This window comes from Ureibacillus sp. FSL K6-3587, from assembly GCF_038593165.1.
Classification (GTDB): domain Bacteria; phylum Bacillota; class Bacilli; order Bacillales_A; family Planococcaceae; genus Ureibacillus; species Ureibacillus suwonensis.
The window spans coordinates 1548572-1574289 of record NZ_CP151969.1 but is presented as its reverse complement, the minus strand read 5'-3'; the positions used below and the strand labels follow the sequence as shown (position 1 = coordinate 1574289).

20 protein-coding genes, 7 tRNA genes and 3 rRNA genes are annotated in these 25718 nt (G+C 43.5%); 2 read left to right on the top strand and 28 right to left on the bottom strand.

What is annotated here, in order from left to right; all coding sequences use genetic code 11:
• Positions 1–944: 944 nt before the first annotated feature.
• From rrf to acpS, 22 genes are all read right to left on the bottom strand, one after another.
• A 5S ribosomal RNA gene (gene rrf / locus NSS77_RS07765) occupies positions 945–1060 on the bottom strand.
• 59 nt (positions 1061–1119) lie between these two features.
• Positions 1120–4046, bottom strand: a 23S ribosomal RNA gene (locus tag NSS77_RS07760).
• 195 nt (positions 4047–4241) lie between these two features.
• A 16S ribosomal RNA gene (locus tag NSS77_RS07755) occupies positions 4242–5794 on the bottom strand.
• The 16S, 23S and 5S rRNA genes sit together here with 7 tRNA genes alongside, the layout of an rRNA operon.
• A 120-nt stretch (positions 5795–5914) precedes the next feature.
• Positions 5915–5988: transfer RNA gene (locus NSS77_RS07750), tRNA-Gly, on the bottom strand.
• Between the two features lie 36 nt (positions 5989–6024).
• A tRNA-Leu gene (locus NSS77_RS07745) sits at positions 6025–6110 on the bottom strand.
• Positions 6111–6175: 65 nt separating this feature from the next.
• Positions 6176–6247, bottom strand: a tRNA-Lys gene (locus NSS77_RS07740).
• Between the two features lie 9 nt (positions 6248–6256).
• Positions 6257–6331: transfer RNA gene (locus NSS77_RS07735), tRNA-Gln, on the bottom strand.
• A gap of 11 nt (positions 6332–6342) precedes the next feature.
• Positions 6343–6418, bottom strand: a tRNA-Asp gene (locus NSS77_RS07730).
• A 12-nt stretch (positions 6419–6430) separates the two neighbouring features.
• Positions 6431–6502 (bottom strand) — tRNA-Glu (locus NSS77_RS07725).
• Position 6503: 1 nt separating this feature from the next.
• A tRNA-Asn gene (locus tag NSS77_RS07720) sits at positions 6504–6578 on the bottom strand.
• A 193-nt stretch (positions 6579–6771) separates the two neighbouring features.
• The gene (locus NSS77_RS07715) at positions 6772–7239 is read right to left on the bottom strand and encodes a SprT family protein (RefSeq protein WP_342471225.1); all 468 of its coding nucleotides are present in this window, start codon (positions 7237–7239) and stop codon (positions 6772–6774) included.
• Between the two features lie 140 nt (positions 7240–7379).
• Positions 7380–9569: a Tex family protein gene (locus NSS77_RS07710; RefSeq protein ID WP_342471076.1), complete on the bottom strand. Its 2190-nt coding sequence runs from the start codon at positions 9567–9569 to the stop codon at positions 7380–7382.
• 186 nt (positions 9570–9755) lie between these two features.
• On the bottom strand, positions 9756–10538 hold the full coding sequence (gene sigB, locus NSS77_RS07705; RefSeq protein WP_342471223.1) for an RNA polymerase sigma factor SigB: 783 nt from the start codon (positions 10536–10538) through the stop codon (positions 9756–9758).
• Positions 10513–10986 carry an anti-sigma B factor RsbW gene (gene rsbW, locus NSS77_RS07700; RefSeq protein WP_342471075.1) on the bottom strand — a complete coding sequence of 158 codons (474 nt, stop codon included), beginning with the start codon at positions 10984–10986 and terminating at the stop codon, positions 10513–10515. The genes sigB and rsbW overlap by 26 nt, the downstream gene beginning before the upstream one ends.
• The gene (locus NSS77_RS07695; protein ID WP_342471074.1) at positions 10973–11317 is read right to left on the bottom strand and encodes an STAS domain-containing protein; all 345 of its coding nucleotides are present in this window, start codon (positions 11315–11317) and stop codon (positions 10973–10975) included. Before NSS77_RS07695 ends, rsbW begins: the two co-directional genes overlap by 14 nt.
• 74 nt (positions 11318–11391) lie before the next feature.
• Positions 11392–12390, bottom strand: coding sequence for a PP2C family protein-serine/threonine phosphatase (locus NSS77_RS07690; RefSeq protein ID WP_342471073.1), 999 nt, complete (start codon positions 12388–12390; stop codon positions 11392–11394).
• A 15-nt stretch (positions 12391–12405) separates the two neighbouring features.
• Positions 12406–12807, bottom strand: a complete 402-nt coding sequence (locus tag NSS77_RS07685) for an anti-sigma regulatory factor (protein ID WP_342471072.1) — start codon at positions 12805–12807, stop codon at positions 12406–12408.
• A 306-nt stretch (positions 12808–13113) separates the two neighbouring features.
• Complete coding sequence (locus tag NSS77_RS07680) at positions 13114–13464, bottom strand: type II toxin-antitoxin system PemK/MazF family toxin (RefSeq protein WP_342471071.1); 351 nt, start codon at positions 13462–13464, stop codon at positions 13114–13116.
• A 5-nt stretch (positions 13465–13469) separates the two neighbouring features.
• Positions 13470–13742: a transcriptional regulator gene (locus NSS77_RS07675; RefSeq protein ID WP_342471070.1), complete on the bottom strand. Its 273-nt coding sequence runs from the start codon at positions 13740–13742 to the stop codon at positions 13470–13472.
• Positions 13743–13880: 138 nt separating this feature from the next.
• Positions 13881–14999 carry an alanine racemase gene (alr, locus tag NSS77_RS07670; RefSeq protein ID WP_342471069.1) on the bottom strand — a complete coding sequence of 373 codons (1119 nt, stop codon included), beginning with the start codon at positions 14997–14999 and terminating at the stop codon, positions 13881–13883.
• Between the two features lie 98 nt (positions 15000–15097).
• Positions 15098–16108, bottom strand: a complete 1011-nt coding sequence (locus NSS77_RS07665; protein WP_342471068.1) for an outer membrane lipoprotein carrier protein LolA — start codon at positions 16106–16108, stop codon at positions 15098–15100.
• Positions 16109–16209: 101 nt separating this feature from the next.
• Positions 16210–16566, bottom strand: a complete 357-nt coding sequence (acpS, locus tag NSS77_RS07660; protein WP_342471067.1) for a holo-ACP synthase — start codon at positions 16564–16566, stop codon at positions 16210–16212.
• A 70-nt stretch (positions 16567–16636) separates the two neighbouring features.
• Here acpS and NSS77_RS07655 point away from each other — a divergent pair, with 70 nt between their 5' ends.
• The gene (locus NSS77_RS07655) at positions 16637–17242 is read left to right on the top strand and encodes a rhomboid family intramembrane serine protease (RefSeq protein ID WP_342471066.1); all 606 of its coding nucleotides are present in this window, start codon (positions 16637–16639) and stop codon (positions 17240–17242) included.
• Positions 17243–17348: 106 nt separating this feature from the next.
• Here NSS77_RS07655 and NSS77_RS07650 read toward each other — a convergent pair whose 3' ends face one another.
• Both NSS77_RS07650 and NSS77_RS07645 read right to left on the bottom strand, forming a co-directional pair.
• On the bottom strand, positions 17349–18857 hold the full coding sequence (locus NSS77_RS07650) for a PH domain-containing protein (protein WP_342471065.1): 1509 nt from the start codon (positions 18855–18857) through the stop codon (positions 17349–17351).
• Positions 18847–19326, bottom strand: a complete 480-nt coding sequence (locus tag NSS77_RS07645) for a PH domain-containing protein (RefSeq protein WP_342471064.1) — start codon at positions 19324–19326, stop codon at positions 18847–18849. Before NSS77_RS07645 ends, NSS77_RS07650 begins: the two co-directional genes overlap by 11 nt.
• A 184-nt stretch (positions 19327–19510) precedes the next feature.
• Here NSS77_RS07645 and NSS77_RS07640 point away from each other — a divergent pair, with 184 nt between their 5' ends.
• Positions 19511–21094 carry a long-chain-fatty-acid--CoA ligase gene (locus tag NSS77_RS07640; protein WP_342471063.1) on the top strand — a complete coding sequence of 528 codons (1584 nt, stop codon included), beginning with the start codon at positions 19511–19513 and terminating at the stop codon, positions 21092–21094.
• A 74-nt stretch (positions 21095–21168) separates the two neighbouring features.
• Here the strand turns inward: NSS77_RS07640 and NSS77_RS07635 are convergent, their stop codons facing one another.
• The 4 genes from NSS77_RS07635 to murF all read right to left on the bottom strand — a co-directional run bounded on the left by NSS77_RS07635 (position 21169) and on the right by murF (position 25706).
• Positions 21169–21318, bottom strand: a complete 150-nt coding sequence (locus NSS77_RS07635; RefSeq protein ID WP_342471062.1) for a hypothetical protein — start codon at positions 21316–21318, stop codon at positions 21169–21171.
• Between the two features lie 464 nt (positions 21319–21782).
• Positions 21783–23207, bottom strand: coding sequence for a DEAD/DEAH box helicase (locus NSS77_RS07630; RefSeq protein WP_342471061.1), 1425 nt, complete (start codon positions 23205–23207; stop codon positions 21783–21785).
• A gap of 333 nt (positions 23208–23540) precedes the next feature.
• A complete protein-coding gene (locus NSS77_RS07625) occupies positions 23541–24230 on the bottom strand; it encodes an alpha/beta fold hydrolase (RefSeq protein WP_342471222.1) in 690 nt (229 codons plus the stop codon).
• 105 nt (positions 24231–24335) lie between these two features.
• Positions 24336–25706 (bottom strand): UDP-N-acetylmuramoyl-tripeptide--D-alanyl-D-alanine ligase, encoded by a 1371-nt coding sequence (gene murF / locus NSS77_RS07620; protein ID WP_342471060.1) that lies wholly within the window; start codon positions 25704–25706, stop codon positions 24336–24338.
• Positions 25707–25718: the final 12 nt, after the last annotated feature.

Genomic DNA, 25718 nt, shown 5'->3' with positions numbered 1-25718 from the left:
ATAAAAACATCTCTCTATATAGTAACTCATTCATTTCCTTTCTAGAAATAAATTGTTTTCAATTTATAGAGAGATGTATTTCCATATCCGGTTTATAGAAAAAATTTGAAGAGAAAATGAATCATGCTCGCCACAATAATGAAAATTATCACAATGGTGTTTCTTTTTAACCGTCGCATATTTTCACCTCAAAAAGGGTTGTTATTATATATTTATTCTTTTCACCCTTTTCTGACATTAGATGGGGGGAGAGGGGAGGATTTTGAATATCTTACAGACTTTCAGTCCTCTGAACACTAATATTGCTATAACTTAAATTCTGCTTCTTCAAAAAATGAAAATGAATAAGACTTCCTGTCTTTGATAATGGTTACAAAGCATAAATATTTAAATGTTCAATTTTTTAATGCGACGTCCTACTCTCGCAGGGACCCCCAACTACCATCGGCGCGAACTCCGAAGCACGTTGACCTTCCACTTTCGTCAAGTTTAGTGGTTGGTGTTTTATGGGACTGGAACACTCGTCTTTCTTTGTTTTCTTGTATCCTCTAAATATTAATATTAAATTAAATCGAATATTGTCTCCTTTTCTAGAAATGAACAGACTTTCTGTCTTATTTGTGTGGAATTTCAATGAAAAAACATTGACGACGTCCTACTCTCGCAGAGGGCCCCCAACTACCATCGGCGCGAACTCCGAAGCACGTTGACCGGCTACTCTCGTCAGTTTCGGCGGTCCGGTGCTCACGTACCCGACGCTTGCGCTCCGGTTCCTCACTTCCTTGATCTTCTTGGTCCCCGTGCTTCTCGTCTGCTTCTAATCGGTTTGCCGCTTCACTTTTTGGTTCCTGCTTCTGTATCGCGCCGAGCTGACCTCCGGTCTTTGGTAGTTGGGGGCTTATTTTGGGCAATAAAAAAACACCACTTTCGTGGTGTTTCTGCTTGCGAAGCGACGTCCTACTCTCGCAGGGGGAAGCCCCCAACTACCATCGGCGCTAAAGAGCTTAACTTCCGTGTTCGGTATGGGAACGGGTGTGACCTCTTTGCCATCGTCACTTCACCATATTTAGTTGAGAGGTTGTTCTCTCAAAACTGGATAACGGCATTGAAAGCTTTCTTTTGGTTAAGTCCTCGATCGATTAGTATCCGTCAGCTCCACACGTCACCGTGCTTCCACCTCGGACCTATCTACCTCATCGTCTTTGAGGGATCTTACTTGCTTATGCAATGGGAAATCTCATCTTGAGGGGGGCTTCATGCTTAGATGCTTTCAGCACTTATCCCGTCCACACATAGCTACCCAGCTGTGCCTTTGGCAAGACAACTGGTACACCAGCGGTGTGTCCATCCCGGTCCTCTCGTACTAAGGACAGCTCCTCTCAAATTTCCTGCGCCCACGACGGATAGGGACCGAACTGTCTCACGACGTTCTGAACCCAGCTCGCGTACCGCTTTAATGGGCGAACAGCCCAACCCTTGGGACCGACTACAGCCCCAGGATGCGATGAGCCGACATCGAGGTGCCAAACCTCCCCGTCGATGTGGACTCTTGGGGGAGATAAGCCTGTTATCCCCGGGGTAGCTTTTATCCGTTGAGCGATGGCCCTTCCATGCGGAACCACCGGATCACTAAGCCCGTCTTTCGACCCTGCTCGACTTGTAGGTCTCGCAGTCAAGCTCCCTTATGCCTTTACACTCTGCGAATGATTTCCAACCATTCTGAGGGAACCTTTGGGCGCCTCCGTTACCTTTTGGGAGGCGACCGCCCCAGTCAAACTGTCCACCTGACACTGTCTCCCAAGCCGATCAGGCTTGCGGGTTAGAATTTCAGTACAACCAGGGTAGTATCCCAAGGGCGCCTCCAGGGAAGCTGGCGCTCCCCCTTCTACGGCTCCTACCTATCCTGTACAAGTTGCACCGAAATTCAATATCAGGTTACAGTAAAGCTCCACGGGGTCTTTCCGTCCTGTCGCGGGTAACCTGCATCTTCACAGGTACTATAATTTCACCGAGTCTCTCGTTGAGACAGTGCCCAGATCGTTACGCCTTTCGTGCGGGTCGGAACTTACCCGACAAGGAATTTCGCTACCTTAGGACCGTTATAGTTACGGCCGCCGTTTACTGGGGCTTCAATTCGGAGCTTCGCTTGCGCTAACTCCTCCTCTTAACCTTCCAGCACCGGGCAGGCGTCAGCCCCTATACGTCACCTTGCGGTTTTGCAGAGACCTGTGTTTTTGATAAACAGTCGCCTGGGCCTATTCACTGCGGCTCATCGGGGCTTGCACCCCAATGAGCACCCCTTCTCCCGAAGTTACGGGGTCATTTTGCCGAGTTCCTTAACGAGAGTTCTCTCGCTCACCTTAGGATTCTCTCCTCGACTACCTGTGTCGGTTTGCGGTACGGGCACCTCCCGCCTCGCTAGAGGCTTTTCTTGGCAGTGTGAAATCAGGAACTTCGCCTCCAAAGAGGCTCCCCATCACCGCTTGGCGTTACGGGAAGCGGATTTGCCTACTTCCCCGCCTTGCGGCTTGGACACGCGCGACCAACGGCGTGCTTTCCCTATCCTCCTGCGTCCCCCCATTGCTCAAACGGCGGGGAGGTGGTACAGGAATATCAACCTGTTGTCCATCGCCTACGCCTTTCGGCCTCGGCTTAGGTCCCGACTAACCCTGAGCGGACGAGCCTTCCTCAGGAAACCTTAGTCATTCGGTGGATGGGATTCTCACCCATCTTTCGCTACTCATACCGGCATTCTCACTTCTAAGCGCTCCACCAGTCCTTCCGGTCTGACTTCTGCGCACTTAGAACGCTCTCCTACCACTCGTGCGAAGCACGAATCCACAGCTTCGGTGAACCGTTTAGCCCCGATACATTTTCGGCGCAGCGTCACTCGACCAGTGAGCTATTACGCACTCTTTAAATGATGGCTGCTTCTAAGCCAACATCCTGGTTGTCTAAGCAACGCCACATCCTTTTCCACTTAACGGTTACTTTGGGACCTTAGCTGGTGGTCTGGGCTGTTTCCCTCTTGACCACGGATCTTATCACTCGTAGTCTGACTCCCGCGTCTAAATAGCTGGCATTCGGAGTTTGTCTGAATTCGGTAACCCGAGGTGGGCCCCTAGTCCAAACAGTGCTCTACCTCCAGTATTCGTTACGCGAGGCTAGCCCTAAAGCTATTTCGGAGAGAACCAGCTATCTCCAAGTTCGATTGGAATTTCTCCGCTACCCACACCTCATCCCCGCACTTTTCAACGTGCGTGGGTTCGGGCCTCCAGTGAGTGTTACCTCACCTTCACCCTGGACATGGGTAGATCACCTGGTTTCGGGTCTACGACCACGTACTCTTTCGCCCTATTCAGACTCGCTTTCGCTGCGGCTCCGTCTCCTCGACTTAACCTTGCACGTAATCGTAACTCGCCGGTTCATTCTACAAAAGGCACGCCATCACCCGTTAACGGGCTCTGACTACTTGTAGGCACACGGTTTCAGGTTCTCTTTCACTCCCCTCCCGGGGTGCTTTTCACCTTTCCCTCACGGTACTGGTTCACTATCGGTCACTAGGGAGTATTTAGCCTTGGGAGATGGTCCTCCCGGATTCCGACGGAATTTCACGTGTTCCGCCGTACTCAGGATCCACTCTGGAGAGGATGGATTTTCGACTACAGGGCTGTTACCTTCTACGGCCGTCCTTTCCAGAACGGTTCGTCTAACCCATCCTTTTGTAACTCCGTATAGAGTGTCCTACAACCCCAAGAGGCAAGCCTCTTGGTTTGGGCTGTTCCCGTTTCGCTCGCCGCTACTCAGGGAATCGATGTTTCTTTCTTCTCCTCCAGGTACTTAGATGTTTCAGTTCCCTGGGTGTGCCCTCTTAACGCTATGAATTCACGTTAAGATACTGCTCCATTACGAGCAGTGGGTTGCCCCATTCGGAAATCTCCGGATCAAAGCTTACTTACAGCTCCCCGAAGCATATCGGTGTTAGTCCCGTCCTTCATCGGCTCCTAGTGCCAAGGCATCCACCGTGCGCCCTTACTAACTTAACCTTACGGCTTACGATTTGCTTGCGCCTCGTAACCCTTGATGGTTTGCTTTTCTATCAGAAAAGCGTAAGAACTTTACAGTAAATTTCTTGCTTTCAATGTCGTTTATCCAGTTTTCAAAGAACAAAACTCTTGATTGAAGGCATGAACCTTCAAAACTGAACCCAAAACGTTAATGTTTTCCGTTTATATCCTTAGAAAGGAGGTGATCCAGCCGCACCTTCCGATACGGCTACCTTGTTACGACTTCACCCCAATCATCTGTCCCACCTTCGGCGGCTGGCTCCCGGAGGGTTACCTCACCGACTTCGGGTGTTACAGACTCTCGTGGTGTGACGGGCGGTGTGTACAAGGCCCGGGAACGTATTCACCGCGGCATGCTGATCCGCGATTACTAGCGATTCCGGCTTCATGCAGGCGAGTTGCAGCCTGCAATCCGAACTGAGAGTGGCTTTTTGGGATTCGCTCCCCCTCGCGGGTTTGCTGCCCTTTGTACCACCCATTGTAGCACGTGTGTAGCCCAGGTCATAAGGGGCATGATGATTTGACGTCATCCCCACCTTCCTCCGTATTTGTACGGCAGTCTCCTTAGAGTGCCCAACTGAATGATGGCAACTAAGGACAAGGGTTGCGCTCGTTGCGGGACTTAACCCAACATCTCACGACACGAGCTGACGACAACCATGCACCACCTGTCACCGCTGTCCCCGAAGGGAAGGCCATGTCTCCATGGCGGTCAGCGGGATGTCAAGACCTGGTAAGGTTCTTCGCGTTGCTTCGAATTAAACCACATGCTCCACCGCTTGTGCGGGCCCCCGTCAATTCCTTTGAGTTTCAGTCTTGCGACCGTACTCCCCAGGCGGAGTGCTTAATGCGTTAGCTGCAGCACTAAGGGGCGGAAACCCCCTAACACCTAGCACTCATCGTTTACGGCGTGGACTACCAGGGTATCTAATCCTGTTTGCTCCCCACGCTTTCGCGCCTCAGCGTCAGTTACAGGCCAGGAAGCCGCCTTCGCCACTGGTGTTCCTCCATATCTCTACGCATTTCACCGCTACACATGGAATTCCACTTCCCTCTCCTGCACTCAAGTCTCCCAGTTTCCAATGACCCTCCCCGGTTGAGCCGGGGGCTTTCACATCAGACTTAAGAGACCGCCTGCGCGCGCTTTACGCCCAATAATTCCGGACAACGCTTGCCACCTACGTATTACCGCGGCTGCTGGCACGTAGTTAGCCGTGGCTTTCTAGTAAGGTACCGTCAGGGCGCAGCCAGTGACTGCTGCGCTTGTTCTTCCCTTACAACAGAGCTTTACGATCCGAAGACCTTCTTCGCTCACGCGGCGTTGCTCCATCAGGCTTTCGCCCATTGTGGAAGATTCCCTACTGCTGCCTCCCGTAGGAGTCTGGGCCGTGTCTCAGTCCCAGTGTGGCCGATCACCCTCTCAGGTCGGCTACGCATCGTCGCCTTGGTAGGCCGTTACCCCACCAACTAGCTAATGCGCCGCGGGCCCATCCTATAGTGATAGCAGAACCATCTTTCAACCCCGAAGCATGCGCTTCGGTGTGTTATCCGGTATTAGCACGCGTTTCCGCGAGTTATCCCGGTCTATAGGGCAGGTTACCCACGTGTTACTCACCCGTCCGCCGCTAACCAATTAAAAAGCAAGCTTTCTAATTGGTCCGCTCGACTTGCATGTATTAGGCACGCCGCCAGCGTTCGTCCTGAGCCAGGATCAAACTCTCCATAAAAGAAAATTTGATTAGCTCAAACTTTTGTCCGTATCCAATCCGTCAACGAGGGTCAACGAATTGGAAAATTTATAACATTAACGTTTCGGTGTTCAGTTTTCAAGGTTCATAAGACAAAAATGGAGCGGGTGATGGGAATCGAACCCACGACATCAGCTTGGAAGGCTGAGGTTTTACCATTAAACTACACCCGCATATTATTATTTGATTTGAAATAACGCGCATTCAATTGGTGCGGCCGAGAGGACTTGAACCTCCACGGGGTTGCCCCCACTAGGCCCTCAACCTAGCGCGTCTGCCATTCCGCCACGACCGCATTTATCGGTGGCTTTATTAATTATACATATCCATTTGGATTTGTCAATTATTTTTTTAAAAAAATGAGCCATGAAGGACTCGAACCTTCGACCCTCTGATTAAAAGTCAGATGCTCTACCACTGAGCTAATGGCTCATATTTAGTTGGCTGGGGTACCAGGATTCGAACCTGGGCATGACGGAATCAAAATCCGTTGCCTTACCACTTGGCTATACCCCAATAACTTGTAATGGCGGTCCCGACCGGGATCGAACCGGCGATCTCCTGCGTGACAGGCAGGCATGTTAACCGCTACACCACGAGACCGTAAAAACAAGATGACCCCTACGGGATTCGAACCCGTGTTACCGCCGTGAAAGGGCGGTGTCTTAACCACTTGACCAAGGGGCCATGGCTCCGAAGGTAGGATTCGAACCTACGACCAATCGGTTAACAGCCGATTGCTCTACCACTGAGCTACTTCGGAATAATGATTTTATTTATCGGTTTTCCCTGCCGACTTTTATTATTATAATGACTATCTATATAAAAGTCAACAACTTTTTTCATTTATTCATTCGGAAAAATCTTTGATATTCCCCATATTTTCTAAGCATTATTATAAAGTATATCTTGCGACAACGCTAATTAATTTACCACGAAAAATTAATGTTGTAAAGTTAATTCTTCTTAAATTCGCTCACTTTTTTTAATGGCCCTCGGCAAATGCCGCAACGATATTTTCTGACATCCATTCTTCGCTTTCGTATGTATTGTTGATGGCAAGTTGCACATTCGTACAGATGCACCGTTTTGTGTTTCCGATAGCTTTCTTCAATTCTGGAACAATATCTCGGTGCCCCGACTTTTGCCATTAAATTTCGGAAGTCTTTATCCCGGTGTTTATACCCTTTTCCTTGAATATGAAGATGATAATGGCAAAGTTCATGAAGTATGATGCCCCTCAATTCTTCCATGCCAAAGAGTTCATATGATTTTCTGTTCAATTCAATATTATGGCTTTTCAGCAAATACCGGCCGCCAGTCGTTTTCAATCGGGGATTAAAATATGCTTTATGTAAAAAACTGCGCCCAAAGTATTCCAAAGACATTTGTTCCACTAATAGTTGAAGTTCCTGATCCGTCATTTTCTTCACCATCTTTTTTCTCAATATCATAAATAATATTATCTGCAATAATGTTAGCATACCAAAAATAAGAGGTGCCTAATTTGTTAGACACCTCACCTTTTAACATATCAAGCAATGTGAAAACGGACATTGATTTTTTAGTTTGCTTCTTCATTTCCAACGGTTTGCTTTTCCGGCGGTATCATTGTTAGAGCAATCCTTCCTTTTTCGCTCTCCACTTTTTCAACCCAAACCGTCACAATGTCTCCCAATGAAACGACGTCAAGGGGATGTTTGACCCTTCCTTTTTTCAATTTTGAAATGTGCACAAGGCCATCCTGTTTCACACCGATATCAACAAAAGCTCCAAAGTCAACAACGTTTCTGACAGTTCCTTGCAATTCCATTCCCGCTTTCAAATCTTCCATTTTTAATACATCTGTTTTTAACAGCGGTTGCGGATACTCATCACGGGGATCCCTCATCGGCTTCATTAATGTATCAACGATATCTTTTACCGTAATTTCGCCAACGCCCAATTGCTCGCTTAACTGATTAATGTTAACGTCGCTTAAAGTCTGCTCACATTTCTCGGTGCCAATATCATTTTTGGATAAACCGCAAAGTTCAAGAATTTTTTCCGCTATTTCATAACTTTCCGGGTGAATTCCCGTTGCATCGAATGGGTTTTTGGCGTCTGGTATGCGCAAGAACCCGATCGCTTGTTCATATGTTTTCGCGCCAAGTCTTGGCACTTTCTTCAACTGGGTGCGGGATGTAAATTTCCCATTTTCGATGCGCATTTTAACTATATTCTCCGCCACTGTTTTCGAAAGTCCCGATACATATTGCAATAGTGAGCTCGATGCGGTATTTACATCCACTCCCACTTGGTTTACGGCCGTCTCAACAATAAATGACAATGATTCCGCCAGTTTCTTTTGGGATACATCGTGCTGATATTGGCCTACACCCACCGCTTTTGGATCAATCTTCACAAGTTCGGACAGCGGATCTTGAAGACGTCGTGCAATGGATACGGCACTCCGCTGTTCAACCTGCAAATCCGGAAACTCTTCCCGTGCAATTTCGGAAGCGGAGTATACGGAAGCTCCTGCTTCATTGACGATGACATAAGATACATCCCGATCCACTTCTTTTAATACATCTGCAATAAATTGTTCGGTTTCCCTTGATGCCGTACCATTGCCAATCGCAATGATATCAATGGGATATTTATCTAGCAGCGCCTTTACTATCGCTTTCGACTCTTCCACTTTCGATACAGGCGGATGCGGATAGATTGCTGACACTTCCAGCAATTTCCCGGTTTCGTCCACAACGGCCAATTTGCATCCAGTCCGATAAGCAGGGTCCACCCCAAGCACAGTAATGCCGCGCATTGGCGGTTGCAAAAGCAAGCTTCTCAAATTCTCTGAAAAAATATGGATTGCTTGAGCCTCTGCCTTTTCTGTCAACTCATTACGAATTTCCCTCTCGATGGAAGGTTGGATGAGCCGTTTATAACTGTCTTCAATCGCTTCTTTTACCGGTACAATTGAAGGGGAGATTGATTTTGATGGAATCCATTCTTTCTCCATGATTTGCAGCGCTTTGTCCAATGGTACATGAATGGACACTTTCAACACTTCTTCTTTTTCTCCCCGATTGATGGCGAGCGTTCGATGGGGAACGATGCTTCTGACTGGTTCTTCGTATTCGTAATACATTTCAAATACTTTCTTCTCATCTTTTTCCCCATCTTTTACGGAGGTAGTAATAATCCCTTCCCTCCATGATAGCTTTCTAAGTAAATCCCGGACTTTGGCATCATCAGAGAATCGCTCCGCCAAAATATCTTTGGCTCCATTGATGGCATCCTCCACCGTCAATATTTCTTTTTCTTCGTTCATGAATGGACTTGCCAGAGTTTCTATCGGATCCATCCCAAATTTCATCAATTCATCCGCTAACGGTTCAAGCCCCCGTTCTTTTGCAACGGTCGCTTTCGTGCGGCGTTTTTGTTTGTATGGACGATATAAGTCTTCCACCCGCTGCAGTATTGTAGCTGCCCGGATTTCAGCGGCCAGTTCTTCCGTGAGTTTTCCCTGTTCATCAATTAACCGGATGACCTCTTCTTTTCTTTGCTCCAGTTGTTGTACGTAGTGATACCGTTCTTCAATTGATTTAATTTGCACTTCGTCAAGGGAACCCGTTGCTTCTTTACGATAACGGGCTATAAACGGCACGGTGTTCCCGTCTTCCAACAGCTTGATGACCGCCTCCACTTGGGATGGTTTCACATTCGTATCCTTTGCGATCAATTGAAACATTTGCTTTTCATCCATTTTTCCACAGCCTTTCTACGTTACAGCCTTCCGATATAATAATCAAATTTGGAAATAGACAAGGTTATTGTAACATTATCATCTCTGCTGTACTAGTGAAGATAGCTGTCATACGCATTTTTGCAAAAAAAATAATAGCCTACTCCAAAAATAAACGAGCAGGCTTGTCCACAATCTATGAAACTATCAAATTGAAACGCTACTGTTTGTCGCAATGGCACTTTTTAATTTTTCAATCGCCTTTCTCTGGATTCGGGAAACATGCATTTGAGATATTCCCAACATTTCACCGGCTTCTTTTTGACTTAATTGCTCCAAAAAGGTGAGTTGAATGATTTTCTTCTCCCGTTCGGATAATACATTGATGATTTCGGAAAAGACAATCCTTTTGTTGGTCAGTTCATAGCGATCATCTTCCTGTCCAATCATATCCAATAATGTCACAGTGCTTCCGTCCGTATCCGATTCGATGGAATGATCAATCGATAAAGCTTGATAGTTTTTGCCGATTTCCATCGCTTCCAATACTTCTTCCACTTCAACGCCCAAGTATTCTGCGATTTCGGGTATGGATGGAGAATGTTGCAACTTAATCGTCAAATGTTCAACTGCTGTTTTGATCTTCGGTCCCAGTTCTTTTATGCGTCGTGGAACGTGCACATCCCAAGTTTTATCCCGCAAAAAACGTTTGATTTCACCTATGATTGTAGGGATGGCAAAAGCCTCAAATTTTTTTCCGAGAGAAGGATCGTAGCGTTTGATTGCCCCCAATAACCCTAACATCCCTACTTGATACACATCATCATAGAGAGATTTTCCGTACGAATATTTTTTAGCAATGGATTCCACTAAATCTTCATAATAAAGGACTATCTTTGTCAGAAGTTCTTCATCTTCGTTTTTTTGATATTCAAGGATGTCGGAAATGACTTCTTCTTCAGGTCTAAGTGATTGGGATCTTGTGGACATTTTCATTCACCTGCTCTCTTGCGACAAATTTCGTCATGAAAACAGTAACTCCACCTTCATTGTTCACTCTCACCTCGTCCATTAAAGTTTCCATTAGATAAAAGCCAAGTCCACCTTCGCGTAAACTTGAGATATTTTCATCTTCCCGATATGGTCCGATTTTTGATTTAATTTCCTCAAAATTAAACCCATTGCCGTAATCGGAGACCATAATTTCCATTTTGTCCTTGTACAATGCGCATCCGATAACAACTTCCCCCTCATCCACACCTTGATAGGCGTGCTGCACCACATTTGTGACCGCTTCGCTCACCGCGATTTTCATATCTTCTATTTCATCGTACAAAAAACCTAATCTGGCAGCTAATCCGGAGATTGTTAGACGAATGACGCTTACATATTGCGGTTTAGCAGGTATTCGAATTTCTACATAGTCAAATGCACTCATTTGCAGGTTCCACCTTTTTATCAGTTTCAATATCCATTAATTCACTCAGCCCTGTGATTTCAAAAAGTCTGGCTAAGCGACCAGATAGGCGTACCAACTTTAAATTGGCATTTTCTTTCAATACCTTCTTATAAAATGCAACAAACACACCCAATCCTGTACTATCCATATAAGTAACCTTTGATAAGTCCAATTCAATGTTCATGTTTTCCTTGATCGAAATAATATCCAGCTCATCTCTTAAAATAGGAGCCGTGAAAGTATCAATTTCCCCTTCTATAATTCCATAAATTCTATTTTCCTCTTCCCGAAATTGCACGTTGACATTCATCCAGGACACCTCCAAATTGACTATAGTACCTTTCCCAAAATTCTTAGTGATTAAACCTGAATATATATTACCTTTTAATATTTTTTAATAGTAACAATCGTAAAATCATCCGCCAATTGAAAATTATGCAATTTATTCAAATTTTCAAATATCTTGTTGCACATATCCTGTGCGCTTAAATGGCTTAACGATTTCGCCAGCCTTTTGATATAGGCGCGGGAATCAAAATTGTCCATATTTCTGAATTCTGTCACCCCATCTGTAATCAAAATGATAAAATCGTTTTCTGATAGATGAATGTCTTTTTGGGAATACTTGATTTCAGGCAATACTCCCAGCAACAATCCTTTGGAATCCAGGTCTGAAAAAGTTTGATCTTTAGAATTATAGTAGAGTGCAGGCTCATGGCCGGCTGAACCAAAAGTGAAGATATCGTTCTCCAAATCATACCGGCCATAGAACATCGATACAAACATGCTGTCATCGACACTTTTTTCGATGATGCGATTCAGCACTTCAAGTACATAAGATGGGTTATTGTTTGCATATTCCAACGTATCCAACCCATATTTCACCATGGACATGCACAGTGCTGCCGGCACACCTTTTCCAACCACATCTGTCACCGCAACACTGAAATAGTTTCCGTCATCATGCATAAAATGGACATAATCCCCATTCATTTTCCGGACCGGCACAGAAACCATTCCGATATCGAGTCCATTTGGTTTTGGAATTTTCGTTTCAAGCAATAAATTTTGGATTTTTGCCGCTATTTCCATTTCGATCCGGATTTCTTCCTGCTTTAATAATAGACTTTGGTGTTCCTTCAGCTTGAGCCCAAAGTGAACCATCACTTCGATTAAAAAGTCGAAAGAATTCGAAACGGATTCAGGAAGGTTTGGAACGATATTTTCCATCGATTGTTTATGAATGCTGACCAAATCTTCCGGTGAAACATTGCTTCTCATTAATTCCCGCACCAGATTTTGGCCAATATATAAATTGCTCTCATTTTGATTCAACAGATAATCTGACAACACTTTTTCGTACTGAACTTTCAATTCTTTCAAGAAGAATTCACTCCCCTATTTCACCCACTTTTCAATCCTGATGACAGTTCCTTTACCGATTTCCGAGTTGATTTGTATTGAATCCATCAATCGCTTTACACCTGGAAGTCCGGCGCCTTGACTGCTTGATTTTGCATAACCGTCTTCCAGTATTTTGTGGGGATTCGCAATGCCTGGACCATTATCTATCGCTGTTATGGCAATCCCTTTTTGCCCGTCTTTCTCTATTTTCTCTACAATAATTTCGCCTGTGGTGGCATATAAATATATATTTTTTGCCAATTCACTGGTGGCAGTGGCGATTCTCGCCTGATCAACAACTCCAAATCCGATCTCTTTCGCCATATAGCGACTTAATCGACGTGCAGCAACAATATCTAATTCTGTCACAATCTTTACTGTCGGGTGATCTCTCATTTTTAACACCCCCATTGATTTTCCCTAACGATTACTATCTCTCTATATCTATGAATTTATTATGTAGAGAAAAATTTTTAAAAAAGGATCGTAGTATGTATTTATCATAACGTATTGAATTACTTTCCATCAATGACATAAATTATATTGGATACTTAATACTAGTAGCATAAAGGGAATTTGTCCGATTTCCCCTTTTCGCCCAGTGAATATATTATTTTCTGAATTGGGATGCCAATCTCCTCTTTTTTGCAAAAAAAGCTGATAAAGCGTTGTCCGCTTTATCAGCCACCCTTTCTTATGTATTCAAAATTTTATTAACCCTAGACTAATTTCTAAAGCAACATCCACTTTTTCCATTAGTTCATCATCCAAATGGGTTATTCGGTCTGTTAATCTGGACTTATCGATGGTACGCAATTGCTCAAGCAAAATTACCGAATCCCTTTCGAAACCGTACTTTTTCGCATCGATTTCGACATGGGTAGGTAATTTTGCTTTTTGAATTTGCGCAGTGATCGCTGCAATAATCACAGTAGGACTGAATCGATTACCAATATCATTTTGGATAATCAAGACAGGCCTAGTGCCACCTTGTTCAGAACCAACGACAGGTGACAGATCTGCAAAGAAAACGTCCCCACGTTTAACAATCAATAATGTCATCCCCCGCTTACGAGACGCTCCACTGTATGCTCTGCTTCATACTCGGCATGTAGACATTCGCTTGAAATCGACAAATTAATTTGTCCCATTTCTACATACCCTCTGATTAAAGCCTCCCGTATTTGATTTGGTTTACATGCAACCACTCTGCGTTTAGAAACGTAAACAATTACCTCATTGTTTTCGTTCTCCACACCGCAAAATTTCATCATTTCGTGAGGAAGAGCCACCGTAATTTCCTTTGCATCATTCACTCTCTTTGCGTACACAATAAGCACCTCCACAAAAACCATAACCTAATCTCATCACTCTCTCTCATTCTAACACCATCAATTAGAGAAGAAAAGACAAGATGTTACAATTTTTTGGTTTTTCACAGTTTTTGTTGAGGTTTTTGTCGATATTTATTAATTTTTGTAGTAAATTCTGGGTACTCTAGAAGTGATGATGCAAGGAACTTCGTAGTTTATAGTGTCTACTTTGGCAGCCCACTCATCAATTGTAATTTCTTCGTTTTTTTGTTTTCCTATTAAAACGACTTTTTCACCAATATTATATGCAGCAGGTAATGCAATCATACATTGATCCATACAAATTCTTCCCACAATGGGAACTCTTTTCCCATCGATCAAAACATCCTGTCCGCTATATTTACGAATTAATCCGTCTGCATAACCGATCGGCAATGTACCGATATAAGTTGGTTGTTCTGCGGTAAAAGTGGCACCGTAGCCAACTGACTCACCAGGCCCGATTTGTTTAACGGCAACTAATTCCGTTTCCAAAGAAAAGGCCGGTTTCAACGGATAAGGCAATTTGGATTTGACAAATTCGGAAGGTGCCAAGCCATACATGGATATGCCGAAACGTACTGCATCATATTGTAAACGTGCATCCTTGATTAAAGCGGTTGCCGTGTTCGCAACATGCACAAGTCTCGGCTTTTCCGGCAATGCTTTCAGGAATTGTTCAAATCGGTTGGCTTGTTTTTGGAAGTAGGAATCATCCTCTTCATCAGCAGTCGCAAAATGGGTAAAAATCCCATCCAAAATAAATTGTTCGGCAGATTGTATCTTTTCATACAGTGAGCGCAATTCTTTTTCTGATGTTACGCCGATCCTATGCATTCCGGTATCGACTTTAATATGTAATTTTAATGGTTTATTGCAACTTTTTTTGGCCTCTTCAACCCAATCGGAAGAATAAACCGTCAATGTAATATTTTCATTTGCCGCATATTCGGCAAATGAAACAGGCGAATATCCTAATACCAATATATCAACAGTGGGTAAATGCTTACGAACATGAAGCGCTTCTTCGGGAGTGGCCACTGCGAGCATGCTTGCCCCCGCTTCAAGGGCTGCTTTCGTCACTTCCACATCACCATGTCCATAAGCATTTGCCTTCACAACTGCAATAATTTTCACATTAGGTTGGATATGTTTTTTTAATTGTAAAACATTATATTTGATTGCATCTAAATCGATGATAGCTTTTGTTGGACGGAAGTGCTTATTGTTACGCATTTGTTAGTTTTCCCTCTTTTTCTTTTTTTAAACCATGAAATTTCTATAGGTTTTCTTCTTGTATTGTAAAACTCTCCGTCCAACAACGCAACGAATTACTATTTCAGACTGCCTGCCGTAATGGAAGCTGCCACTTCTATCATTTCTTCTTGCGTTAAGTCATTGGATGCAATGAAGAAGGAAATGCCATCCTTTTCGAAGCTGATGGAATGATCCGTAATAGCTCCGATTGTAAAGCCCATATCCAGTAATTCCCCTGGTTGGAATACCGGAATCGTTGCGGATTCACCTATTTCAATCGGTTCTTGTACCAATGTGAAGGATTTATCCCCTTCAAATGTTAAAATCACCCGTTCGACTCCATCTTCGCCTTCGATTCTTTTTTCATCCACTAAAGTCGTGTTGTCCCAAGCAAGCACCGGATAATATGTTTGGAAATCGGCGCTTTCCTTTTCTTCAGTTGCCACATTTTCTTCATCTTTTGTAAATTGCTCAACTGCATATTCTTTTTCCTTATGTTGGACGCCTAAATCAATCTTTTTGAAGGTGATGAGCATTTGCTCCTCTTCAGCTTCGTTCAGGATCGAAACGGATTTCGGCAACAGCGTTTTCTTATCTACAGTCACCTTTTGTGTCGGCATGATGCTCTTATGGTTGTTTCTCGTTGCCGCTGTAAAAATGTAGCTGTCATCCGTTTCTTCCATCGCCACATTTTTATCCGCCAACAAATCCTCGGCCAACGCTCCGATTAAATACGGCTGGCTATTTTGTTTCGGCCACTCGCTTTGGAACTTGTACGTTTTCTTGAGCGAAGGCGTGACTACGAATACTCCTTCTTTATTGCGGATGATCATCTGCGTTACATCTTCATCTTTTTGTGAAACTTGAACGCGATAGAAATCCGGCCGTGTATGCCATACATTGACATCATACACTCTCGGTTCGCTTCCCGTTTTGATTTCCATCGTCGCATCCAGTTCATAGCCTTTCCCTTCAGCCCATTTTTCATGCAACTTCTCCAAAACTTCTTCCTTTGAATCTTTACCGCAAGCACCAAGTACGATGACACTTAACAGCAAAACAATAAATATCGTTAACTTCTGTCTCAAAACTCCATCCTTTCTACTCTAACTGGATAGGACAAATATATGAAGGCAAATAGAGGTTTATGCTATCACTATTGGACAACAACAAAAAATCATTGATGGCATCATGAACTCATAATGATCACTTGTGCCGCAGCATAATCCCTTGAATGGGTGATGCTGACAAAACCATTGACTGCTTGGCCATGAAAGTAAAGTACCGGTTTTCCCAGTTCATCATTTAAGATTTCAATCTGATGAAATTCACATCCCTCCCTTATTCCAGTGCCATTGGCTTTTGAGAAAGCTTCCTTTGCTGCAAATCTCCCTGCTAAAAATTCATATTTTCTTTTTTCAGAAAGATGATTAAAAATATCCAACTCCCGCTCCGATAAAATGCGCTTATGAAATTTATCAGTCCGATTCATCAGCTCCTTGATCCGTTCAATCTCCACTATGTCCAAACCTATTCCTTTTATCATATGATGAAGTTCTCCTTTTATTAATCTCTAACAACAATGTATAATAATTTTATAAATTGAGGTGACGATTATGTTTGTTCGTACAGAAAATTTCAGGCAATATATCAAATATTATCCGGTTGTTGCAACGATTATTGCGCTAAATCTTATCATTTATATACTAACAATGATTCCTGTTATTGGTGATACGATATTTTACATGGGAATGAGCGTCAATTGGTTGATTGCTGAAGGCGAGTGGTGGCGGGTCATCACTTCCACATTCTTGCACGCAGGGTTTTTCCACATATTGTTTAATATGTTTTCGTTGTTTTTATTCGGGCCAGAATTGGAGAGAATTGCAGGGAAACTGCGTTTTATCACCATTTATTTGTTTTCGGGAATTTTCGGTAACGTTGCGACATTCATTTTTCAATCCGGGGAATATGCAAGTGTGGGGGCCAGTGGTTCGATTTATGGCATTTTCGGAGCTTATGCAGCACTTGTCTACTATACCAGAAACACAATGCCTCAACTGAAACAAATCATTATGCCGATCATTATTATTGGGTTGATTATGACCTTTTTACAGCCAAATATTAACATTTACGCCCACATTGGTGGATTGATTACCGGATTCTTGTTGGGACTTGCTTACTTCTCACCAAAAAATATATTACGTTGGCGCATGAAATAACACTAAAATTGGACAACAAAAAATGATTTATTAAAGGCTGGGACAAATGCAAAAAACATCATTTTGGCGCAACACCAAAATGATGTTTTTTTGATATATCGAAAATTTATTCTGCCGTCCCTTTATTTTCTTTGGACCGTTCAAACCAAGACAGGATCGCATCGACATCCGATTCGTCCAGGTGGGCGACTTTCCCTGTTGCACCGCCAATGCCGGACATGACCGTTGCCTGAACGGTAGCGATGTTTTTCCTTTTTTGAAAATAATTTTGTTTCTTTTGAATGACTTGAATCCGTTTCTTTTCGGCGATAAATGTCAACCGGCTGATGATGCGATACCTTAATGTCAACTGGTTTCCGGAAATCAAATAGCCATTTGTTTTGTATTGCCACAAACCCAACACGAAAACAAGAAATGGGAGCAAGATGGACAATAACCCGACCGGATAAAAGAAATATGAACATATCGCAATGATTGGAATCAAACCTATGATATACACTCTGTAAAAGTGCGGCCGGGATTTTTTTGGCGGACGGATCAATCCGTTTTCAAATTGGAGCGAAAACTGTGGAAATAAACGCCGCAATGGTTCGTACATTTCTTTTTTTGAAATGAGCGGGAACATCGCGATATTTGTATCATTCTTCCCAAATCCCCAGCTCGCGCTTTCCACAACGACCGTTGCATAACGGGTAAGCTGTCTCAAAGGATTCTCGATGATCTTGATTCCCTGCACCCGATTGAGTGGAATAATAATCCGCTTTCTTTCCAACAGCCCCCGTGTAATAATGATCCGATCATTTTCCTGTACAACCGTGAAATCATAATAATTCACAAATGTGATCATGACCGACAGTATCCAGGCAATGAAAAATGCGATGAAAAGGAGAAACGCGACGAACATCATTCCGAATTGAACAATTGCGGCCACTTCTTCGACAATCCAGTCGGACGGGATAATATCCGCAAACTGGGAAAAAAAGGCCGCCACCCCCGCAATAACGACACCGATGCTATTGGAAGTCGTCGCAAGTAATATCAAATCCTTTGGCGCCATTTTATATATCACATGGGATGGTTGCGATACTTCCTCCTCGGGATTGGATTGAACAGCTTCATCCAACGGTTCATCGCCCGGTTTTTGTCCGGTTTTTGCTCTTTTTGTTTCGTTTTCAATAATCTCCGCAGCCTCTTTTGTGATGGCGGTGAATACCGCTTCCGGCTTTCCGGATGTGGTCCCTGCCGTTTCCACATTGACTTCCACGAGTCCGAACAGGCGATGGAGTATCGTCTCTTTATAGTTGAAGCTTTGAATCCGATCAAAAGGGATATAACGCTTCTTTTTGACAATCAATCCATATTCCACCCGCAGTTCATTATCTTCAAACCAATAGACAAAAGTCCTCCATTCGATAATTCCGGAAATCAAATAAAAAATAATAACCACTATAAAGATGATAACAGGAATGTACTCCCAAAAATGTTTCGCATCCGCACGGAAATTAAATCCGTTCGCTATCAATAGAATAAGCAATGGTGGAAAAAGGTCTTTGAGTCCTTTCAAAAAACCAATGACTGCAGAGATGGGATGGAGCCGATATTTCTTATACATCATCTTCAGCCACCCTCGCCAATTCGGAAATTCTCGCCCGCAGCTGGTCGGCATCTTCCGTTATCAGCATCGGGATCACATGCGTTGTCGCCGCTGTGGAAATCGCAATATTGGCCAAATCATATTTTTTGAGAATCGGTCCTTGTGTGGTGTCCACATGTTGTACGCGAACCATAGGGATTAAAGTTCTTTTCACGACAAACAAACCGCTCTGGATTTCAATTTCCTGCTCCCTCACCTCATACCGCCAATGATCCCACCGGATTTTTGGGAACAGCCAAATGAAGGCGAATCCAACGATCAACACTGCTCCTATCGCTATGTAATAAAAAATGTCCAACCAATCCAATTGATAAGTTAAAAAACAAAGGATCCCTGCAATGATTGATAGAATCAAAGTATAAATAAGACCATACAGCCGCCACACGGTCAACCCTTTTCGTGGTATTTGATGTTCAAGTTCTTTTCTCATTGTCCTCACCTCTAATCCGTCACTCCTATTCTATACGGATTCACTTTCAAATTTGTTTCAAAATTCAAAATTCTCTTTGAAAAAGACTCATTTTATGGTATGTAAATTCATATAAACTTATTGTATCTTCAATGAAGTTGCGAGAATTGTTCACGTTTAAAAGAATTGGAGGAGTGTATGTAGAATGAATGTACCTTTAATTTTAACCCATTTCTTAGATCGTGCCGTAGCACTATATGGGGACAAGGAAGCAGTCATCGGTTATGAAGGGGATCGGCGCTTCACGTATCGGGAGTTCAATAATCGGGTGAACCAGCTCTCGAGAGGCCTGCAATCATTGGGCATCCAAAAATACGATAAAGTGGCTTATCTTGCGCCAAACACTATTGAAATGCTGGAGGGCTTTTATGGCATCTACCAAGTTGGTGCAGTGATGGTGCCTTTAAACATCCGTTTGAAACCGGAAGATTATCTTTTTATTTTAAATCACAGCGAATCGAAAGTTTTGTTCGTTGACCAGGAGCTTTATCATTTAATTGAACCGATCAAAGAAAAATTGGTTACCGTAAAAACAATCATTGTTCATAACAAAGATAACGAAACCAATGAAATCGGTTATGACGAGTGGCTTGCAGGCTTCGACGATTCGAAATTCGACCGTGTGGAATTGGATGAAAATGATGAGTGCAGTTTATTATATACAAGCGGAACAACCGGAAATCCAAAAGGGGTTCTTCTCACTCATCGCAACAACTATTTGCATGCTTTAAGTTCGATGCATTTCTTGCGCGTCACAGATCAAGACGTATATTTGCACGTTCTGCCAATGTTCCATGTGAATGGCTGGGGTTCACCGTTTTATTATACTGCCAACGGAGCAACCCATGTCACTTTGAGAAAGGTTGCAGCCGATCAAATTTTTGATGCCATCCAAAAATACAATGTAACGGTTATTCATATGGCCCCAACGGTATTAAATACATTATTGCAATATTACGATGAACACAAACCTGAAACTCCTAAAAATATCAGGGTTGTCATTGCGGGTTCTGCTCCGCCACCTGCGTTTGTCGGACGAGTTGAAAAAGACCTGGGATGGGAATTCATTCAAGTATATGGAATGACGGAATCTTCACCGCTCAGTTTAGGTTCCCGAATTCTTTCCCAATACGTGGATTTGCCGGAAGAAGAAAAATTCCGGTTGAAAGCGAAAGCGGGTACGCCATTTATCGGTACGGAAGTAAAAGTGGTGGACGAAAATGGGGAAGAAGTGCCTCATGACGGAAAAACGATGGGTGAAATTGTTGTCCGCGGCAACGGTGTAATGAAAGGTTATTGGAGAAACGAGACCGCCACTATGGAAACAATTGTGGACGGTTGGCTGCATACCGGTGATGTAGGAACAATTGACGAAAAAGGATACATCGATATCACTGACCGCAAAAAGGACATCATCATCAGCGGCGGGGAAAATATCTCCTCCATCGAGGTGGAAGGCGTTCTTTATGAACATCCAGCCGTGAAGGAAGCGGCTGTTATCGCGGTTCCTCATGAAAAATGGGGGGAAACGCCACATGCCATCGTTGTATTAAAAGAAGGCCACAGCGTTACTGAACAAGAACTCATTGACTTCACCCGTTCGAAATTGGCCCACTTTAAAGCGATCAAAAGCGCGTCTTTCGTGGATGAATTGCCAAAAACAGCGTCCGGTAAAATCCAAAAAGTCCAATTGCGCAAACAATATGTCGAATCAATCCAAAAAGTATAAAAAAATCGAGTAGGAGGGAGCGATTAACTCCCGTCCTCTCACACCACCGTACGTACGGTTCCGTATACGGCGGTTCAATTAAGATGATTGACGCAAGTCTTTATATAACTTCCGTGAATAGCTGTTCTCTTTATGCCAGTGGTCACTCCACCCTCCAAGAGGAACCCCACGGGATTCACCGCTTCCTCCCTCAAGTGAGGTACTACGTTTTCTGTGTTCATCATGACTCACTGAATGCCAAGGGCTATTCTCTCTTAATTGTTCGGTCCTTCTTAGTAGTTCTAAACCAACTAATACTATGACCTCTGCTGACTTCTGACGGTTCAGCTACTTATCACTAAGTAGGTTATGAAGCGTACTTCACATATCCGCCAGACCTCCCCGGGTAAGAATGTAATCTTTCCTTCCATCTATCTGCTTCATTTACTCTGTACCACCTTTGGCAGAAAGGACTTTGTTTTGTTTAGCAAACTCATCCAATGATACCTAGCCTTATATGAAGTTCGTGTTCCTCAGACCGGAAGTTTGCCGCTCGCTTCCTTCAGATTCCGCGTCACCACGGACACCCTTGCGTTAAGCTAACTGTTACTTCTGCCTTCACAGTTCGGGACTTACACCCTATAGATTACACCCATGCCAGGCGCACTATAAAAAGCAGGAAGGATTTTCCTTCCTGCTTTTTCATTTCCTATCTGCCTTTGCGGCGTCCGCTTCTCTCTTTTCGGCCACGGACTTCTTTCCGTACCCCGCCGCGTCCCCCTCCACGACCGCTTGTGGAGCGTTCTCTTCGTTTTGGAAGAGGAGCTTCTTCTGTAATTTTTACCGGTGTAGCATCCGGCTCTTTTGTGAATGATTTAATCGCTGCAGCTACAAGATCCACCGCTTCATAGTTTTCCAAAAGTTCCGTCGCAAGTATGCGGTAATCTTTTAAGTCGTTCGCTTGAACAATTTCGATGAGCCTTTCAACAGCCAATTTTTGTTGACCTGCCAAAGCTTCATCTTGCGTGGGTGGCCGAAGGGGCGAAATGCGTTTTTTCGTTGTTTCTTCCACAATTCGCAAATATCCCATTTCCCGAGGCGTTACAAACGTAACGGCAATGCCTGATTTCCCCGCACGGCCAGTTCGCCCGATGCGGTGAACATAACTTTCCGGATCTTGCGGAATGTCAAAATTGTAGACGTGAGAAACACCGGAAATATCCAGTCCCCGTGCCGCAACATCCGTTGCAACAAGGATATCAATTTTATTTTCTTTAAATTGACGCAACACAGATAATCGTTTTGATTGGCTTAAATCCCCGTGAATGCCTTCCGCCAAATATCCACGGATGTTCAGCGCTTGCGCTAATTCATCGACGCGGCGTTTTGTCCGGCCAAAAACAATCGCGAGTTCAGGCTGATGGACATCCAATAAGCGGGTTAAAATGTCAAATTTTTCCCGTTCTTGGGATTTTACAAAGTATTGCTCGATATTTTCAACCGTCATTTCCTTGGATTTAATTTTCACTTCTTGCGGATTACTCATAAATTTCGTTGCAATTTTGCGAATCGCCGGCGGCATTGTTGCAGAGAACAACAGCATTTGGCGATTTTTAGGCACTTTCTCCAAAATCGCATTGATATCATCGATAAAGCCCATGTTCAACATTTCATCCGCTTCATCCAAAACAAGGGTTTGAACTTGATCAAGTTTCAATGTGCGACGGTTGATATGGTCAATGATCCGGCCTGGCGTACCTACAATGATTTGAGGTTTATTTTTCAAAGCGCGGATTTGCCGCCCGATATCTTGGCCCCCATAAACCGATAAAATTTTCACCCGCTTATCATATCCAATTTTATAAAGTTCTTCTGACACTTGGATCGCGAGCTCACGTGTCGGTGCAATAATTAAAGCTTGAATCTCAGGATTTTTCGTATCGATTTTCTCAATGATCGGGATACCGAACGCCGCCGTTTTACCTGTACCTGTTTGTGCTTGACCGATAATGTCGCGACCTTCCAAAGCAAACTTGATTGTCCCTTCCTGGATTGGTGTTGCTTCTTCAAATCCCATCCGTTTTAATGAACGTAATGTAGATTCGCTGATATTAAATTCTGAAAAATTTGTCAAACTCTTCAATCTCCTTTTTTCTTAAGTCGACAAATGGTTACATTTTTCAGATGAAGTGTCGGCAAATGTCGAGCTATAAATTGAAACGTTGCGTCAAAATAATCATTTTCTCATTCAGATAATTCAAATTATATGAAAAGGAAAGCCCGGTCTTTGCCGAGCGGTTCCATTCTATGCTTTACTCAGTTTTGGATAGAATAAAACCGATTCATTCAAAAAAAAGTACTCTTCACACCTTTTGAAGAGCCTTTGGTACAAAATGTATCCATTGCTTTCCCTAGTCTAACAGGTACTCACAAAGGATGCAATGATATTGCTTAAAAAGTATCATTTTTACGACTTTAAAAAATGCAAAACATCCGAAAACCATGTGTCGCAATCTTCACTGAAGCAAATATGGTGTTTTCCGCAAGATGAAAAATAAATATATTTTTCCGTTGTGGGAAGTTTGTCATATAGATATTGAGCCGTCGAATATGGGACGATCCCATCGCATTTACCTTGCACAATGAATGTCGGGATATCGATTGTTTCAATATAAGGTTCCACCCGCCGAACGATTCGCATGAATTGAATTGCGGCACTAACAGGTACACTTCTTAGCTTGTACTCATATTGCTTAAATAATTCATTATTTTTCAATTGTCCTTCCACCGCTTCCTTGGCAATTTTTTGCAGCTCCACAATCAACTGCTTCGGCGCGATGTATTTTACAGCTGCACTCAGAAGCACAAGTTTCTTTACCGGATAACGCATCGCCAAATATAATGCGATGACTCCTCCCATGGAAAAGCCCACAACATAGACGTTTTCCACCTTTTCGGACAATCTTTTATAGGCCAATTCCGCATCAATCAGCCAATGCTCCGCAGTGAAACCTTTTAATGAAAGTTCCTCTCCATGGCCGCATAATGTTGGTGTTTCCACAATCCAATCCGTATTGTTTTTGATGTATTCCGTCAAAGGCTCCATTTCATAAGGCCCTCCGGAAAATCCATGCAACATTAATACACCGATAGACACAGCAATCCCCCCGTTGTTCAACAAAAAAGTGAAATTCACTTCGACCATCCGTTGGTTCATTTTAATCGGTGGAGCCTCCATGAATTTCACTTTCTTGATGAATCCTTATTTATTTTGTTGAAAAGCTCTTAAGATGGTTTCCAGCTTCATGCCCCGGGATCCTTTTAATAAAATCAGCGAATCTTCATTTGCATGCTGTTTGATATACTCAATGATTTTTCCGTAATCCTCTTTCGTATGAATAATGCGTCCTGAAAATTTTGGAGCCAGCCGGTAATATAACCATTCCATCCGGGGGCCGAACAAACAAATTCTCGAAATCCGGTTTTCATCAATATACTCCGCCAATTGTTCATGGAACTCGCGCTCTTTTTCCCCAAGCTCCAACATATCTCCTAAAACAAGCCATTTATCCTTCCGCATCGATGTGGTTTGGACAAAGTCAATGGCGGCTTTCATGGATGTCGGAGCTGCATTGTATGCATCGTTAATAAATAAGACATCTCCCAAAGGAATAAGCTGCATCCGCATATCTGTCAAAGAAACTTGGGACAAACCTTTGCGGATTTGCTCTTCGGACAAGCCCAAAGATTTGGCCACGAGCATGGCGCCCAAGGAATTTTTCACTTGATGTTTGCCTAAAATCGGGATGAAAAATTCTCCGTTTAACTCTCCTTCGACAATAAAGCGGCTTCCTTTTTCCGTCGTTTCGATTGCTTTGACCATCAAATCGTTGCCTGTTCCAAAACCGAATGCTTTTGACTTTAATTGAGGCGTTTTTTCAACCAACGCCCTCAATAAAGGTTCATCGCCGTCGTAACAAAGAACGCCGTCCGAATCGAAACCTTTGATAATTTCAAATTTCGCCCTCGCGATCCCCTCTCTGGAACCGAGCTCCTGCATATGGGCTTCCCCAATGTTTGTAATAATCGCATAATGCGGTTTCGCGAGTGTGGATAAAAATTCAATCTCGCCAAACCCGCTCATCCCCATTTCCAACACGGCCATTTCCGTATCCTCATCAAGAGACAGGATAGTCAGGGGCAAGCCCAGTTCATTGTTGAAGTTCCCGATCGTTTTTTGCACTTTATAGTAAGGGGAAAGCAAGCTTGCCAAAATATCTTTTGAAGATGTTTTCCCGTTTGAACCGGTAATTCCGATAAAAGTCGCTTTCAACTCTTCGCGGTACTTGCGCGCCATTTGCTGCAACGCCGCCTCGGAATTTTCCACGAAAAGAAGCGGAACATCCTTTGGGGGATTCGGTTCATCTTTCAGCCATAGAGAACAGCTTGCTCCTTTTTCAAATGCCTGACGTACATATTGATGCCCATTTGTTTTTTCTCCGCGAAAAGGAATGAACAAATCCCCTTCCTTAATGGTTCTTGTATCGATGGAAACCCCCGTTACAATTTTCTCGCCGTCATTTCCGGCATCAATATTTAACCATTTTGCAATGTCTTGAATTCTTTTTCTCATCGTTCATCCCAA